Annotated in this window: 18 protein-coding genes; 13 read left to right on the forward strand and 5 right to left on the reverse strand. The window is 40.2% G+C overall.

What is annotated here, in order from left to right; translation table 11 throughout:
* Positions 1-141: 141 nt before the first annotated feature.
* Both ACQK2H_RS03530 and ACQK2H_RS03535 read right to left on the reverse strand, forming a co-directional pair.
* A complete protein-coding gene (locus ACQK2H_RS03530) occupies positions 142-2751 on the reverse strand; it encodes an ABC transporter permease (RefSeq protein WP_425390092.1) in 2610 nt (869 codons plus the stop codon).
* On the reverse strand, positions 2748-3092 hold the full coding sequence (locus ACQK2H_RS03535) for a helix-turn-helix transcriptional regulator (protein WP_425390093.1): 345 nt from the start codon (positions 3090-3092) through the stop codon (positions 2748-2750). The genes ACQK2H_RS03530 and ACQK2H_RS03535 overlap by 4 nt, the downstream gene beginning before the upstream one ends.
* A 249-nt stretch (positions 3093-3341) precedes the next feature.
* On the opposite strand from ACQK2H_RS03535, the gene ACQK2H_RS03540 reads away from it, so the two are divergent.
* The 13 genes from ACQK2H_RS03540 (at position 3342) to ACQK2H_RS03600 (ending at position 13006) form a co-directional block, all read left to right on the forward strand.
* Positions 3342-3671 carry a PadR family transcriptional regulator gene (locus ACQK2H_RS03540; RefSeq protein WP_425390094.1) on the forward strand — a complete coding sequence of 110 codons (330 nt, stop codon included), beginning with the start codon at positions 3342-3344 and terminating at the stop codon, positions 3669-3671.
* 3 nt (positions 3672-3674) lie between these two features.
* A complete protein-coding gene (locus ACQK2H_RS03545; protein WP_425390095.1) occupies positions 3675-6308 on the forward strand; it encodes an FtsX-like permease family protein in 2634 nt (877 codons plus the stop codon).
* A gap of 194 nt (positions 6309-6502) precedes the next feature.
* Complete coding sequence (locus tag ACQK2H_RS03550; RefSeq protein ID WP_348280047.1) at positions 6503-7375, forward strand: RNA polymerase sigma factor RpoD/SigA; 873 nt, start codon at positions 6503-6505, stop codon at positions 7373-7375.
* A 70-nt stretch (positions 7376-7445) separates the two neighbouring features.
* Positions 7446-8081: a hypothetical protein gene (locus ACQK2H_RS03555; protein WP_425390096.1), complete on the forward strand. Its 636-nt coding sequence runs from the start codon at positions 7446-7448 to the stop codon at positions 8079-8081.
* Positions 8078-8410: a tRNA-binding protein gene (locus ACQK2H_RS03560; protein ID WP_349565303.1), complete on the forward strand. Its 333-nt coding sequence runs from the start codon at positions 8078-8080 to the stop codon at positions 8408-8410. The genes ACQK2H_RS03555 and ACQK2H_RS03560 overlap by 4 nt, the downstream gene beginning before the upstream one ends.
* Before the next feature lie 73 nt (positions 8411-8483).
* Complete coding sequence (locus tag ACQK2H_RS03565; protein ID WP_425390097.1) at positions 8484-9260, forward strand: exodeoxyribonuclease III; 777 nt, start codon at positions 8484-8486, stop codon at positions 9258-9260.
* 33 nt (positions 9261-9293) lie between these two features.
* Complete coding sequence (locus ACQK2H_RS03570) at positions 9294-9743, forward strand: antitoxin Xre/MbcA/ParS toxin-binding domain-containing protein (RefSeq protein WP_425390098.1); 450 nt, start codon at positions 9294-9296, stop codon at positions 9741-9743.
* Positions 9743-10192: an RES family NAD+ phosphorylase gene (locus tag ACQK2H_RS03575; RefSeq protein ID WP_425390099.1), complete on the forward strand. Its 450-nt coding sequence runs from the start codon at positions 9743-9745 to the stop codon at positions 10190-10192. Before ACQK2H_RS03570 ends, ACQK2H_RS03575 begins: the two co-directional genes overlap by 1 nt.
* A gap of 24 nt (positions 10193-10216) precedes the next feature.
* Entirely contained in the window at positions 10217-11299 is a 1083-nt protein-coding gene (gene gcvT / locus ACQK2H_RS03580) for a glycine cleavage system aminomethyltransferase GcvT (RefSeq protein ID WP_425390100.1), read from the forward strand.
* A gap of 61 nt (positions 11300-11360) precedes the next feature.
* Complete coding sequence (locus tag ACQK2H_RS03585) at positions 11361-11744, forward strand: hypothetical protein (protein ID WP_425390101.1); 384 nt, start codon at positions 11361-11363, stop codon at positions 11742-11744.
* On the forward strand, positions 11741-12064 hold the full coding sequence (locus ACQK2H_RS03590) for a type II toxin-antitoxin system PemK/MazF family toxin (RefSeq protein ID WP_425390102.1): 324 nt from the start codon (positions 11741-11743) through the stop codon (positions 12062-12064). The genes ACQK2H_RS03585 and ACQK2H_RS03590 overlap by 4 nt, the downstream gene beginning before the upstream one ends.
* A complete protein-coding gene (locus ACQK2H_RS03595) occupies positions 12061-12762 on the forward strand; it encodes a 2-phosphosulfolactate phosphatase (RefSeq protein ID WP_425390103.1) in 702 nt (233 codons plus the stop codon). Before ACQK2H_RS03590 ends, ACQK2H_RS03595 begins: the two co-directional genes overlap by 4 nt.
* Positions 12763-12799: 37 nt before the next feature.
* Complete coding sequence (locus ACQK2H_RS03600) at positions 12800-13006, forward strand: hypothetical protein (RefSeq protein ID WP_425390104.1); 207 nt, start codon at positions 12800-12802, stop codon at positions 13004-13006.
* A 164-nt stretch (positions 13007-13170) separates the two neighbouring features.
* Here the strand turns inward: ACQK2H_RS03600 and ACQK2H_RS03605 are convergent, their stop codons facing one another.
* The 3 genes from ACQK2H_RS03605 to ACQK2H_RS03615 form a co-directional block, all read right to left on the reverse strand.
* Positions 13171-13710, reverse strand: coding sequence for a TlpA family protein disulfide reductase (locus tag ACQK2H_RS03605; RefSeq protein ID WP_425390105.1), 540 nt, complete (start codon positions 13708-13710; stop codon positions 13171-13173).
* A 138-nt stretch (positions 13711-13848) separates the two neighbouring features.
* Positions 13849-14175 (reverse strand): nucleotide pyrophosphohydrolase, encoded by a 327-nt coding sequence (locus ACQK2H_RS03610; RefSeq protein WP_425390106.1) that lies wholly within the window; start codon positions 14173-14175, stop codon positions 13849-13851.
* Positions 14172-14735 carry a hypothetical protein gene (locus ACQK2H_RS03615; RefSeq protein WP_425390107.1) on the reverse strand — a complete coding sequence of 188 codons (564 nt, stop codon included), beginning with the start codon at positions 14733-14735 and terminating at the stop codon, positions 14172-14174. The genes ACQK2H_RS03610 and ACQK2H_RS03615 overlap by 4 nt, the downstream gene beginning before the upstream one ends.
* Positions 14736-14898: the final 163 nt, after the last annotated feature.

Here is a 14898-nt window from a genome sequence, read left to right on the forward strand (position 1 = left end):
ATGCAAAATCATTGTTTGACCCTGACGATCCAGTCAGGGGAGTTTGATTTTGCTTACAAGAACAATTCAATTTTTCAGTGAAGGATTTACAGCCTTGATTTTTTCTTTCTTTTTTATCAAGAAAAAAGGAAAGCTAAATCCCTACTCATCCTTCAACGTCCTTGCCGGATTGATCCGATACACTTTCAAAGAGTGCAAGACGGTAGCTACTAAGGCTGTGATTAGGACCACCAAGCTTGCTGCTAAAAAGAGCCACCAGCTAATGTCGATTTTATAGGCATAGTTATCCAGCCACCCAGAGAGCAGCACATAGGCAATCGGAGATACGATCAACATGGCAATTACAATTCGCAATGCGAATGGTCTGAACAGATTCCCCATCAGGTCTTTCAGGTTGGCTCCCAACACTTTTCTCACACTGATCTCTTTGGTTTTCTGTGTGGTGATCAAAGAGATCAAACCATATAATCCCAAACAAGCAATGATCAGCGTAACGATGGTTAGTCCCTGAAACATCTTTGCAAAAGCCACATCCTCCTGATAAAGCTGGTTAAGGTAGTTTTCCAGAAAAACTAAGTCAAACGGTAGATCGGGGAATATTTCAGTCCATTTAGCTTCCATGTTGTCGACAATGGTGAGCAAATTGCCTGGTTCAATACGGATATACACATCTTCCAAAAGTGTTCTTGGATACACAATCGCCAGAGGCCCGATTTCATTGTGCAGTGAGCTAAAGTGATAATCAGACACTACGCCTATGATGTTGGCATCTCTTCGGATATCACTCACCTGGATCGATTTGCCAATCGCATCCTGTGGCGTTTGATAACCCATTAAAGCAGCTGCTGTCTCATTTACAATCACAGCACTGGTACTGTCTGTAGGAAAGGTTGAATCAAATTCTCTACCTGCCACCATTGGAATGCCCAGTGTTTTGTAATAACCATAGTCCACCGCCTCGATAAACATAGGCCTGGACTCTTCCATGTCCGGGGTTTTCACAGGTACACTTCCATTGTCACCATCCATGCGTCCCCCTCCGATCGCCACACCATTCACATTTGGAATGGTTTTCAATTGCTCTTTCAGTACATCTGCTTCTTGTAAAAGTGTGGGGCCGGGTACTCGTAGTACAGCCAGTGAAGATTTATCATAACCCAGATCTTTCTGACGAATGTATGAAATCTGCTGGTAGATGATGATGCTTCCCGCTAGCAATCCGATCGTGATGATGAACTGCATCGTCACCAAAACCTTACGAACGTTGATGCCCAGCTGTCCACCGGAGATATTGCGGCTTAGAGCCACTAGTGCCTTCACTTTCGACATGACGATAGCCGGATAAGCTCCACCCAATAGACCTACAACTATTACAAGAGCAATCCAGACTGCAATGAGCCACTGACTGAATCCCAGTACTTCCATTGGGTCAATATTGACTCCAATAAAAGACCGTAGGAAGTTTAAGGTTGGAAAAATTAGAATAAGGGAAAGTAGAAAAGCCAGAATTGCCAATAGAATAGACTCAGCTGAAAACTGTGCAATGACCATCGATTTACTTGCTCCCAATGCTTTTCGGACACCTACCTCCTTTGAACGGTTGAGGGACTGTGCAACGGAGATATTGGTATAGTTGAAGATGATTAATGACAACAACAGAAAACCTGTAATACTCAGTGCATAAATGTTTGTCCAGCTACCGGAAGCTACCGTGTCGCTATCCACATCACCTAGATAGATGTCTTCGAGAGGTTGCAGTACAAACCGGAAACTTCCTACTCTTTCTTCAGACCAATGGACTTTGATAAAGTCTTCCAATTTCTCCTGAAGAAGGTCTTTTTCTTCCTTATCCCTAAGCAGAACATAGGTATCAAAGGAAATCCAGCCCCAGTCATTGAGCGTAACCGGATAGCCAAACGGCACCCTGAAAGCATGAAAAGGAATGATAAAATCCGGTGACAAATGAGTGGTTGAAGGAGGTGGATTTAGAATGCCGGTAACCGTGTATGGAGTATCTGAAATTTCAATTCGTTTGCCGATGGCTGGTTCATCTCCGAAATATTTCTTGCCCATTTCTGCAGAAAGAACAACAGAACTAGCATTCTGTAAAGCAGTTTTAATATCGCCGGATTGCAAGGTAAAATCAAACACACTGAACAGAGTACTGTCCACATAAAAAATGTTGCTTTCGTAAAAGTTGTTGTTCCCAACTCTGACAGGTTGTGTTGGGATGTCTCTGAATCGAACAAAATTCTCAACCTCACCATAGGTATCGGCAAGTGCCGGCCCCACTGGAGGCCCTACGGTAGGTAAATGCCGATCGCTTCTTCCCGTACTTCGCTCATCATGCGTCACTCGAAAAATCCGATCGGATTTACCATGCCACTGATCATAGCTAAGTTCACGAGTCAGCATTAAGGAAATAATGAGTGTCAATGTGAATCCAATAGTGAGTCCAACACCATTAAGTAGCGCACTGACTTTATCTTTCTTAAGATTTCTCCAGGCGGGTTTAAATGTGTGTTTCAGCGACATAGTAGAATTGTTGATTTGATTAATGTTTTTCCAGGTATAGCGATATCTGATAAATAAAAAAGTGGTTAGGAAGAGATGAAGGTTGGTCCTGAACTTCCCGTGATTTTTCGAAAAGGCATCCATTTCTTCCAGTAGATCCCCATGGATTTCTTCCCGCACCTGATTATTAAAGAGCAGTTTGGTTAGAAATTTTACACTTTGAGGAAGTTCTTTCATGATGGGGAAAATTGCGTTTGCAAAACCTTTTCTGGTATCCGTTCCCAAAAGCTGGTTCGGAGTTCCTTTGCTTCTTCCAGTTTTTTTAGTCCCAGTGAGGTGATTTCAAAAATCCGCTTTCGCTTCCCACCTCGAACAGATGTAGCTTCTCCCATTTTGCTTACTAGAAATCCTTTGCCTTCCAGCCGTGCCAGAGCGCCATGAGCTGTACTTAAGTTGATGTTTCGTTTAGCTATTTGATTGATTTCATCTTTTACTGTATTGCCGTAAGTGTCTGGATGGGTCGTGCAAACGGCCAAAAGCACCAATTCTTCAAATTCTCCCAGGTGTGTTCCTTTCATAGAATGATTAAATACGTATATGTAGAAAATATGTTTTTAGTCAGGCAGTTTTAACAACTCGTTATTTACTTAACAAATGTGAAACTTATGTATTACATTCACGTTTGTTAAGTAAATAATTCAAAAGCTATTTGGTCATGCTGAACTTGTTTCAGCATCTTTTTTATGATTCAGAGGAATATTGTTGACATACTCTGAAACAAGTTCAGAGTGACACTTAGAAGCTTTTTGAATTCAAAATTTTAATCCATGGAATATCAATTAGGTGAATTTGAAGAGCTGGTACTGCTCACGGTCGCTGCTCAGCATGATCAGGCGTATGGCGTCTCCATTCATGAATTTCTAACCGAAGAAACCAAAAAGAAGATCAACATCAGCGCGATTCATGTCGCATTGAAGCGATTGGAAAAGAAAGGCTTTGTGGATTCTCGCTTTGGAGGGATAACCGAGGAACGAGGAGGCAGAAGAAAGAAGTTCTACATCGTAACTGCCCTTGGTAAAAAAGTTTTAGATGCTTCGCATGACTTACGAACGAGCATCTATCAAAAGATTCCACAACTTCAATTTGCTAAAATCTAACAGATGCCAGGGAACAAACCACCGAAATGGGCACAACGCTTTCTCAGATGGTACTGTAGAGAGGACTATCTCGATGAGATCGAAGGTGATCTCTTTGAACTTTACAGTTTCCGTGCAGAAAGCTCCACAAGAAAGGCAAACCTGTTTTTTGTGTGGAATGTGCTGCGATCCTTCCGGTGGATTAACCTTAAAAAAACTCAACTCTCAAATAATTGGACTATGAACATGTTTAAAAACTATACCAAGATCTATTTCCGGAGATTCAGGAAAGAGACAATACATTACGCGGTAAATATCCTGGGTTTATCACTTGGCTTATCCATTTTGTTCTTCATCCTCATGTTCGTGTATGACGAGCAAAACATTGACACGTTTCACTCGAAAAAGGATCGAATTTATCGGGTAGTGGGCGAAGTGCAGGAAGAGGATGGTGTCAATCACTACCTCGCCGGACCAAACCCATTGGCCAAAGCACTCGAATCTGATTTCCCAAGTGTGGAAGCAGCGGGTTGGACCACTTATTTCGGTTCGCATGTGCTGGCGAAGGGAGATAAACGAACAGCTGATCGCGATTGGGTGATTTTCACCAAGAGTATGTTCGATATTCTGGATATTGATATCATAGATGGAAATCCCAAAAGGCAATTTGAAGGCTCTGCTGGTTTAGTTATTACAGAAGATGTGGCAATGACGCTTTTCGGCAAAAAAGATGCCGTAGGTGAGGTCGTTGATGAGTCTCGTTTTGGCCCCAGTGAGGTCATAGCGATCATGGATTATATGCCACGTAATTCAAGCTATCAGTTCAAGGAAATTTATGTCCTCGATCCACCTCAGATGCATGAAAACTGGCAGGTTTTTTTGAGTGATTGGGATACTCAGTTTATGCAGACATGGGTGCTATTAAAAGATGGAGTGACACCAGCCGACATTTATCAATCAAAAGATGATTTTCTGAGCAAATACATTGATGAAGAAACGCTAAATGACTATGATTTTTATTTACACCCCCTAACAGATCTGCATTTAGGATCAACACATGTAGAAAATGGTGGTCCGGCACCATTGTTGGCAATTCCTTACAGTGATCGGGAATTCGTTTCAATGATTCTAATCATGGGGATATTGGTGATATTCATTGCAGCATTAAATTATGTGAACCTTTCCTCTGTGCAGGCACTCAAGCGAACTCTGGAAGCAAGTATGCGAAAGATCAATGGTGCTACAAATAAGCACCTGTTTGGACAGTTATTTTTTGAAACATTCCTGACCGTAATCCTGAGTTATGTCCTTGCTCTGCTATTGATAATGGTTCTGTTTCCATTCTTCTTGCAGATTGCCAACAAAGATTTTGGGATTGGACTGCTGTTCTCCACTGACTTCATTTTCTATCATGTGATTAGTATCCTTATTATATGGATCATTTCGGCATTGCTTCCTGCACTGTATTATTCGCAACTAAAACGTTCACTCCTTGTCATGAAAAACGCATTTTCAGGTAAGGGAGATCTGCTTAGAAAAGGATTGGTAGGGATTCAGTATGCACTATCCATCTTCCTCATCATTGGGTCTTTAGTGATTTATCGACAACTCAATTATGTACAGTCAAAAGACCTGGGTTTCACCAATCAAAACTTGATTGTGCTTGACATCAACTCTGGAGCAGCTCGAAGTAATTTCAAAAACATCGTAGAAGGGATTAAGAATAATCCGAATGTCATTAATGCTTCTACTTCATCTCGGGTACCTGGAGAATGGAAAAATATTCCGATTGCCAATGTGTGCAAGAATTTGACGGATGATGCCATGGAGTTCAGTCATTATGCTGTAGATAAGTATTGGTTGGATACCTATGATATCAATCTGTTGGATGGGGAGAATTTCACAGGAGCAGATCAATCAGATAGTTTGTATATCCTCATCAACGAAGAGGCAGTAAAAACCCTAAACCTGGAACAACCAATTGGTGAAAGTGTGTGGGTAATGTCGGATAATGATTCAGTGAAAATGAGAATCAAGGGCGTTGTAGAAAACTTTCATTTTGAATCACTTTATGAAGCTATTGGTCCGGTGGTAATTACCCATTGGAACAATCACATTCGATCAATAGATTATTTCACCATTAAGTATGCTCAAAATCCGAAAGAGACAATAGCACATGTCGAGGAAGTCAACGCAACGTTTGATCCGAACACGCCGGCTGAAATTAATTTTCTTGATCAGCAGTGGGAGCGTTTTTATGAAGCTGAGGAAAGTAGGAGTACTATTATTTTAATTGCATCCATTGTTTCAATTATCATTTCTGCTTTTGGGTTATTTGGTTTGATCAATTTCACAGTTGAGCGAAAGACCAAGGAAATAGGAATACGAAAAGTGATGGGAGCGAATGTTCAAAACATTACCACTCTGATCCTTAAAGACTATTTAATTCTGCTCATCATTTCTTTGATCATAGCTGCACCAGTTTCGTGGTGGTTATTTGGTGATTGGCTGGCTGATTTTGCTTACAGAATCAATATGAGTGTGGATCTGTTTGTGATTGCATTTGTACTTGTTCTCATTATTTCATTTACAACAGTTTTGGCAAGGATTTATAAGATAGCTAAGGCCAATCCGGTTCAGTCCATTCGATACGAATAAATTTAGCTGTGAGTTGGAAAGGTATTTTTTGTGTATTTCGTCGATAAAATCAGCGAATAGGAAACTAACACATACCATTTCTGGTTGTTTTGTCGTATATTAAGAAGTTGATTATTGCAAATTATGTCTGTCAAAGGCTATCTTTGCAGATTGCTTTTTTATACCCATAACAAATTAGTTTTTAAAGAGATAATATGCGACAGTTAAAGATTACCCAGTCAATTACTAACAGGAGAGAGAGCCACACCCTGGAAAAATATTTTACTGAGGTAAGTAATGTTCCAATGATTACTCCGGATGAGGAGGTGACGCTTGCCAAGCGCATCAAAGAGGGCGATGATCTTGCATTGGAAAAACTCGTAAAAGCAAACTTGAGGTTCGTAGTATCTGTAGCAAAGCAGTACCAGAACAGAAGTTTACCACTAAATGACTTGATCAATGAAGGAAACCTTGGGTTGATCAAAGCAGCAAAGAAATTTGACGAAACAAAAGGATTTAAATTCATCTCGTATGCGGTATGGTGGATTCGACAGTCCATTATGCAGGCATTAGCTGAGCAGTCTCGAATCGTTCGTCTACCGATGAACAAATCTGGTGCTATCAACCAGATCAGAAGAGCATACGCAGAGCTGGAGCAGCAGTTTGAGCGTGAGCCGACAGAAGAAGAATTGGCTGACATCCTTGACATGAAGCCAAGTGAAGTAAGAAATACGCTTGGAGCCGAGGTGAAGCAAATGTCTATGGATGCACCTTTCGGTGAGGATGAGAGTGGTTCATTACTTGATGTTCTTGAAAACGTAACCACAGGTCCTACCGACGGAAACTTGGTTTTCAACGACTCATTGAAGGTTGAAACGATGCGAGCTTTATCTACACTTACTGCTCGAGAAAGAGAAGTTGTGATGATGAGCTTCGGAATTGGTTGCGACAACCCATTCACTCTTGAAGAGATTGGTGATGCCATGGGTCTTACCAGAGAAAGAGTACGACAGATCAGAGAAAAGGCACTTCAGAAATTGAGAGAGCCGGGCAAAAACAGAAGACTTAAAGAATTCTGCGCAAGCTAATTAATCTGGGAAAAGCATAAATTTAAATCCTGACCATCGTGTCAGGATTTTTTTTGCCTAAAATTTCAAAATGCCTATTCAGGACCAACTTGCATTTGCCTTAGATCGAAATGACCAGGAGCCAAATAGGCTGGTGGCTAAACAGATTGTAGATGCGGGTGGCACTAAAGAAGTTAAAGAGCTGATTTCTTTCATAAAAAGTAAGCCCAAGCAAAGAGCTCAATCAGATGCTATTTTGGCATTGGCTTATGTGGGTGAGCAAGCTCCAGCCTTACTCTCCGATGAAGCATCTTTTCTTATTAGTCAATTGAATAGCTCGGTCAACCGGGTGATTTTTGGAAGTATGATTGCGTTGGCCCACATTGCACATTTACAGAGAGAAAAACTTTTCGATGCTCTTCCTAAAATTATTGATTCAATGGATGAGGGAACGGTAGTGACAAGGGATCATGGTTATCGAATCATGATCACACTATATAATGATAGGCGATTTCAGGACGATATGTTTCTCCTAATTCAGGAACAGCTGATGAAAGCGCCATCCAACCAATTGGGACAGTATGCAGAACGGTTGATTGAGGTTTTGAATGAGAATCATTTGCAGCCTCTAATTGAAATATTGGAAGAACGAAGAGCGGACATCACGAATGAACATCACATCAAACGATTAAATAAGAACCTTAAAAAGCTTTATAGACAATTATGATAAGTTGGAATGATTTTGAAAAAATTGACATGCGTGTTGGTACCATAAAAAAAGCCGAGGAGTTCCCGGAAGCTCACAAACCGGCTTACATTCTGACAATAGATTTTGGGCCAGAAATTGGTATCAAGAAAAGTTCCGCCCAAATCACTGCACTTTACAATAAGAAGCGTCTGAAAGGAGAACAAGTCATAGCAGTTGTCAACTTCCCACCTAAACAAATTGGGCCATTTATCAGTGAATGCCTGGTAATGGGTATTTACAATGAGCAGAATGACGTGGTACTACTCCGACCACAACGTGAGGTGATGAATGGATGTAAGGTTGGATAATGAACGGGTGTGGTGTTTCTTTGCGCACTCAAATTGAATCTTAAATCAATAATTCTACAATCCTCTAATTTATATGTCTCAAACACACCTTATTTCCTGGAATGTCAATGGCATTCGCGCCATGATTAAGAAAGATTTCATTAAGGACGTCAAGGAGATGGATCCGGATGTGTTGTGCCTGCAGGAAACCAAAGGTCAGCCGGAAGATGTGAAGACAGCATTGCAGCTTTTGCCACAATATGAAGTTGCTGTAAACTCCTCGAAAGCACGAAAAGGATACTCAGGAACAGCCATCTTATCTAAAGAAAAGCCGCTGGAGGTTTTCTACGATATGGGAATAGAAGAGCATGATCAGGAAGGCCGTGTGATCGCTGCTGAGTTTGAAAGTTTTTTCGTGGTGACTGTCTACACACCCAATTCCGGAGAAGGTATGAAACGATTGGACTACAGATCGTCATGGGATGAAGCTTTTCGTGAATACATCATCAGCCTAGAAGAGAAAAAGCCGGTGGTTATCTGTGGGGATTTGAATGTGGCCCACACGGAAATTGATATTGCAAGAGCAAAAGAGAATTATAACAAGGCTTCCGGATATACGCAGACGGAAATTGATGGTCTTGAGTCACTTTTGAATGAAGGTTATATTGATACTTTCAGATTGAAGCATCCGGATGAAGTGAAATACTCCTGGTGGAACTATAAGTATCGAGCCAGGGAGAGAAACGTGGGTTGGCGTATTGATTACTTTTTGGTGAGTGAAAAACTCAAAGATCAAGTGGCTGAAGCGCACATTTATAATGAATACATGGGGTCGGATCATTGTCCGGTCGGATTAAAGATAAACATGTAACTTCGTATCAAAATATACGTACATTAGTATAATATGAGACGATATGAAGAAAGTGATGTATTAAGTCTGGCCAGTGAACCTGCACTCTCCTATGGAAAGCGAGATGTAATCGAAGAATTGCTTCAATTCGATGGATCTGATTCTTTAATTGTTTCTGGAGACATACTGGATGAAATTCCCAAGATCACGAATCTTCCAGTATTAGAAATTGCGGAGATCTTAGAAATAAGTAAGCCCAATTATTACCGCAAACGAAATGAGCCTAAGCTCGAACTCAAGACCATTGATAAATTATCTTCCCTGCTTCGGCTATATCAAAAGGGGAAGGAAGCTTTCAATGGGCTGGAGGATTTTAATCGTTGGCTATCTCAAGAAAATTTACATTTTGGAAACAGGCTTCCTCGCTTTTTTCTGAAGACCGAGCAAGGCAGGAGAAGGCTTTATCAGGCAATTGGAAGGATTGAACACGGTATTTATGGCTGATGCTCCTTTATCGAATAGAAAAAGAAAAATATGAGAAGCAATTTCCGCCAATAGGCTCGCTTCATTTTGATGGTAGATGGCATGTGGCAGGCATGTGGGTAGTTTATTGTTCAGAATCCATTGCTTTAGCCAAACTTGAATGCCTGGCTTCATCAACTTTTTTGCCGGATAAGCGAATTTTGAAAGTGATAGAGTTGGATGATATTTCAGAAATAAAAGAGGTGAGGAAAGATGAACTTCCTGCCAATTGGAATGATGTAGGAAGAGAAAGAAACTTAAGTTTCGTTACAAAAGAGATAATGAAAGAAGGGTTTCTTGGAATGAAAGTGCCATCCGTACTCTCTCCACTGGAGTATAATTTTTTACTTTTCCCGGAGCATCCAAATTTTAAACATATTGTACGACACAGAGAATCATTTAGTGCTTACTTTGATGTCAGGCTTAAGTAATTTTTATAGAGAAAAATAGATCGTATGGATATAAAGAAAATCCCCTTAAATGACCTGCACGAAAAACTTGGTGGCAAGATGGTGCCATTTGCAGGATACAACATGCCTGTTCGGTATTCTTCTGACAAGGAAGAGCATTTAACTGTTCGTGAGTCAGTCGGTGTTTTTGATGTCTCTCATATGGGAGAATTCATGCTTCGAGGACCGCATGCTTTGGACCTGATCCAATGGGTGAGTAGTAATGACGCTTCTAAGATTGTCGATGGTCAAGCACAGTATTCATGTCTGCCGAATGATAAAGGCGGTATTGTAGATGATCTATTGATCTACCGAATGAGTGAAGAGGAATACATGCTGGTGGTAAATGCATCCAACATAGAAAAAGACTGGAACTGGATCAAGAGCCAGGATAAGTGGGGTGTTGATATGGAAAACATCTCGGATGATATCGTGCTTTTGGCTGTTCAAGGGCCTAAAGCAGTAGAAACACTTCAAAAACTTACTGATGTTGATCTTTCAGAAGTGAAATTTTACCGATTTGTACAAGATAAACTGGCCGGCAGAGAAATGATTATTTCAGCGACAGGCTACACTGGTTCCGGTGGTTTTGAATTGTACATTAATAAAGAGGATGCAGAAGAAGTTTGGAATAAGATCTTTGAAGCAGGTGAGGAGTTTGACATCAAACCTATAGGGCTTGGCGCAAGGGATACACTACGATTAGAAAAGGGCTTCTGCCTGTATGGCAATGACATCACAGATGATACTTCTCCACTTGAAGCAGGCTTAGGATGGGTGACCAAGTTCACGAAGGATTTTGTGAATAGTGAAAATCTGAAAGCACAAAAAGAGGCCGGCGTGACTTGTAAGTTGGTTGGATTTGAAATGATCGATAGAGGAATTCCACGTCACGATTATGAGCTTGCAGATGCTGACGGAAATATAATAGGCAAGGTGACCTCTGGTACGATGGCGCCATCGATGAACATTGGAATCGGCATGGGGTATGTGACGAAAGAACACAGTGCTCCGGATACTGAAATCTATGTGCAGGTTCGAAATAAAAGCTTGAAAGCGAAGGTGGTGAAGCCTCCATTTTTGAAATGACAGAAAGTGTGATTCTGAAGAACAGAAGGATCATTTTTGAAACATTTACGTACTTTTAAGTATGATTAAGGAATTCGAAGACTTGAAAAAAGAGCTTGAAAAGCTTCCAAAAGCACAACAGAAAGAATGGGTGGATAATTGGTTGGACGAGATAAAATGGTCTTCCAAGTTTGAATCTTCTCAAGGTGAGCTTAAGAGCCTGGCCAAGGAAGCTTCAAAAGATTATCAGCCTGTAAATACAACGATGGATTTTGAGAGCCTCAAAAATGCATTGAAGAATTTTACTGAGGAGAAGCAAAAAATTCTTATCCATCAAATAATCGAAAAAATTCATCAAATATCAAATGAAGATGATATGATTCGTGATTTTGGGTATTTAACTCAATGGGATTTTTGGAACGATCCCCGAGAAGATATTTATCAAGATTATCTACCTAAAAAATGAATCCGGGAGATTTGATTCTTGTACCATTTCCTTTTGCAGATTTAGATGTTCAAAAAGTAAGGCCATCAGTGGTCATCCATAGAACTGAAAAGTACAATGATATTATTCTATGTGCTATTAGCTCTGTAGTTCCAAAAGCATTAGGAGATTATGAAATTTTGATCAAACCAAATCCAAACAATGGATTGAGAGTCGAATCGATAATCAGAGTGGAGCGAATCGCAACGCTGAGAGAAGAAAGGGCAATCGAAAAAATAGGAAGTCTTTCTGACACTCAACTAAACCTACTTTTAAAGACCTTAAGAGATCTCTTCAAATGAAAACCATCGAAGTTTGCTTAACCCCTGACCTCATCCATCAACACGACCTTTCAGGTAAGATTGTGGTAGTGGTTGATATTTTTCGCGCTACTTCCTGTATTGTCACCGGACTAGCCAATGGTGTAGAATCAATTAAACCTGTTGGAGAAGTAGAGGAATGCAAAGCGCTAGGCAAAGAAGGCTATCTCATGGCTGGCGAACGAGGGGGGCAGAAAGTGGAAGGCTTTGATATGGGCAACTCACCCTTTGAATACCTTGAAGATAGCGTCAAAGGAAAAAGAGTAGCTATCTCCACAACGAATGGTTCACAAGCTATTTTAAAATCAGAAGGTGCTGATGCGATTTTAATTGGTTCTTTCCTGAACCTGGAGGCACTGACTGAATACATTTTGCAATTACCTATTGGAGTGGTGATTCACTGTGCAGGATGGAAAGGAACTCCCAACCTTGAAGACACCCTTTTTGCGGGGGCACTGATAGACGAGTGCGCAGAGGAGATGGAACCCATCGGAGACTCTGCTTTACTCGCACACCAGCTATTCATCGCTAATCATGAAAACCTGTTAGCTCTGGCCTTACAATCAAGTCATGCCGAGCGACTAAAAGGTTTCGGAATTGAGAAGGACCTGGAATTTTGCATGGAGGAGAGCAAGTATCAGGTGGTTCCTAAGTTTATTGAAGGGGAGTTGGTATCTTAAGTGGATTCAATTCGTATAGTTTGAGATGCCAATCTCTGTGATCTACATCCTTCTTGCCATAGTTGCTGTCATTCAGATTGCTATTTTCATCATGGCGCGTCGCATCCGCAAGCGGGAAAAAGAAAACAACGTACTTCTTAAATATAATATCAAAACAAGGCAAAAGGCCTGGCAATTGTTGGCTGATCCTGACATTCCAGATGGCGATAAGAGGAAGATTAGGGAATATTATGATGCATCCTGATCAGAAACCCTGACAGGTTTTCTACTTATTAGAAGCAGTATTTAAGATTTTTTTAATGCTCATTGACAGTTAAACCTGTCAGGGTTAGCTTCTAATTCTGTGGATTTCTTTTCACAACATCGCATCTTTCTTTCAGATTTTAAATATTATGATTCCTGATAAAATTAAATATTATTGACTATTTGCTTTTCTAGTCTATCAAGGTCAGTACCAAAAAATAAGTCAAGGAATCTTCCATCTCTTCCAATAATAATGTGGGTTGGAAAAATCATAGGTACTTTAAAAACATCACTAAAGCATTCCGTCATTGCTACATGTTGATAATCAAACGAAAGAGCTTCAATTTTTTTCTGAAGACTTTCACTTTGAATGTTGAATTTTCCTGGTGGTAAAATGGAAAGAAAATGTACTTTGCTCTTATACTTTTCGACGATTAGGTTAAGCTTGGGTATCTCATCAATACAAGGCTTACAGCTGAATGACCAGTAATTTATTGCTATAATCTTGCCTTCCATGGAACCCATAGAGAATGTGTTTCCATCCGAATCGATAAAATTGAAATTGGAAATTGAGTGTTTTTGAAAATGCTCTATTATCTGCTTTGGTAATTTTTCGAAATCCTCTGTTATAGCAACATCCTCGCATTGCCCATATGAAGGAAGAAGCATGAATAAACAAAGGATTAAAACAAACGATTTTTTCATTTCTCCAAAATAATAACTTAGGGTCTTAATCTCTAAAGATTAAGAAAACAGAAACTTGATAGACTCTATTTTGGATAAAACTACCTTTAGAATATTTGATCCTCATTGACAGTTAAACCTGTCAGGGTTATCCCTAATTCACTTCAACTTCTCATTCTTCTGATGCCGGCTACCATCTCGGCTATCCTTTTTTTCTAGATTTTTCTTGAGTGCTTCAGTCAAATCAACACCCGTTTGATTGGCCAGACAGATGAGTACCCAAAGTACGTCTGCCATCTCATCGCCAAGGTCTCTGTTTTTGTCTGATTCTTTGAAGGATTGCTCTCCATAGGTACGAGCCATTAAACGAGCCAGCTCACCTACTTCTTCGGTTAGAATAGCCATATTGGTGAGCTCATTGAAGTAGCGAACTCCTTTCGTTTTTATCCATTCGTCAACAACCTTTTGCGCTTCTTCTATGGTCATCGATTGCTATTAGCCTCCAGGTTTTCGTTGATATGCTTCAGTTCAAAGCCCTCCTCTTCTAGCTTAGAGAGGAAAAAGGCCATACGAGATTTTTCTTCCTGCATTAAGCTGTCCATGTTAGGCTCAAACTCCTTGAATGTCTCATGGGGAAATCTTTTGCCGGGTTTGTAATGGTCTTTCCAGAATAAGCTTTCGACAATCTTGCCATCCTGGTAATAATATTTAAACTCTTCAGCCAGACGATCATCTCTAAAGTTCATCATATGACCGGAAAAAATAGGTTGCTCATTTTCAAAATAGAAATAATCATCACGCTCAAAGTGAGGCGTTTTAATAATGCCCACCAGCTTCATTAGTCTACCTTCATTGAAATAGCCACGTACTTTATATGCTGAGTCAGCTTGAACGAAATCATCTTCAATGATACTTACCCGGTGGTTTTGATCAATGTGTTTCACTTTATAGTCGATAGCTTTTACAAGCGGTCGATTTTCTTTTTTCACTTCAGATCCACATGAAAACAGGACGATTATCAGTGATAGGAAAGCTAATTTTTTCATAATGTTAGGTTAGTTATTTCAAGGTGCAGAACAACTTCTTTATTGAAAAGTTAATTAATTCTAGTGACGAATAGTGTTGCACTTCCACAGACGATTGATTTTTATCGATGTATTCATGCCGACATGTCATGCTCGAATCAAACAATTGTTATTCATTAAATGA

Source organism: Ekhidna sp. (assembly GCF_965228795.1).
Lineage (GTDB): Bacteria > Bacteroidota > Bacteroidia > Cytophagales > Cyclobacteriaceae > Ekhidna.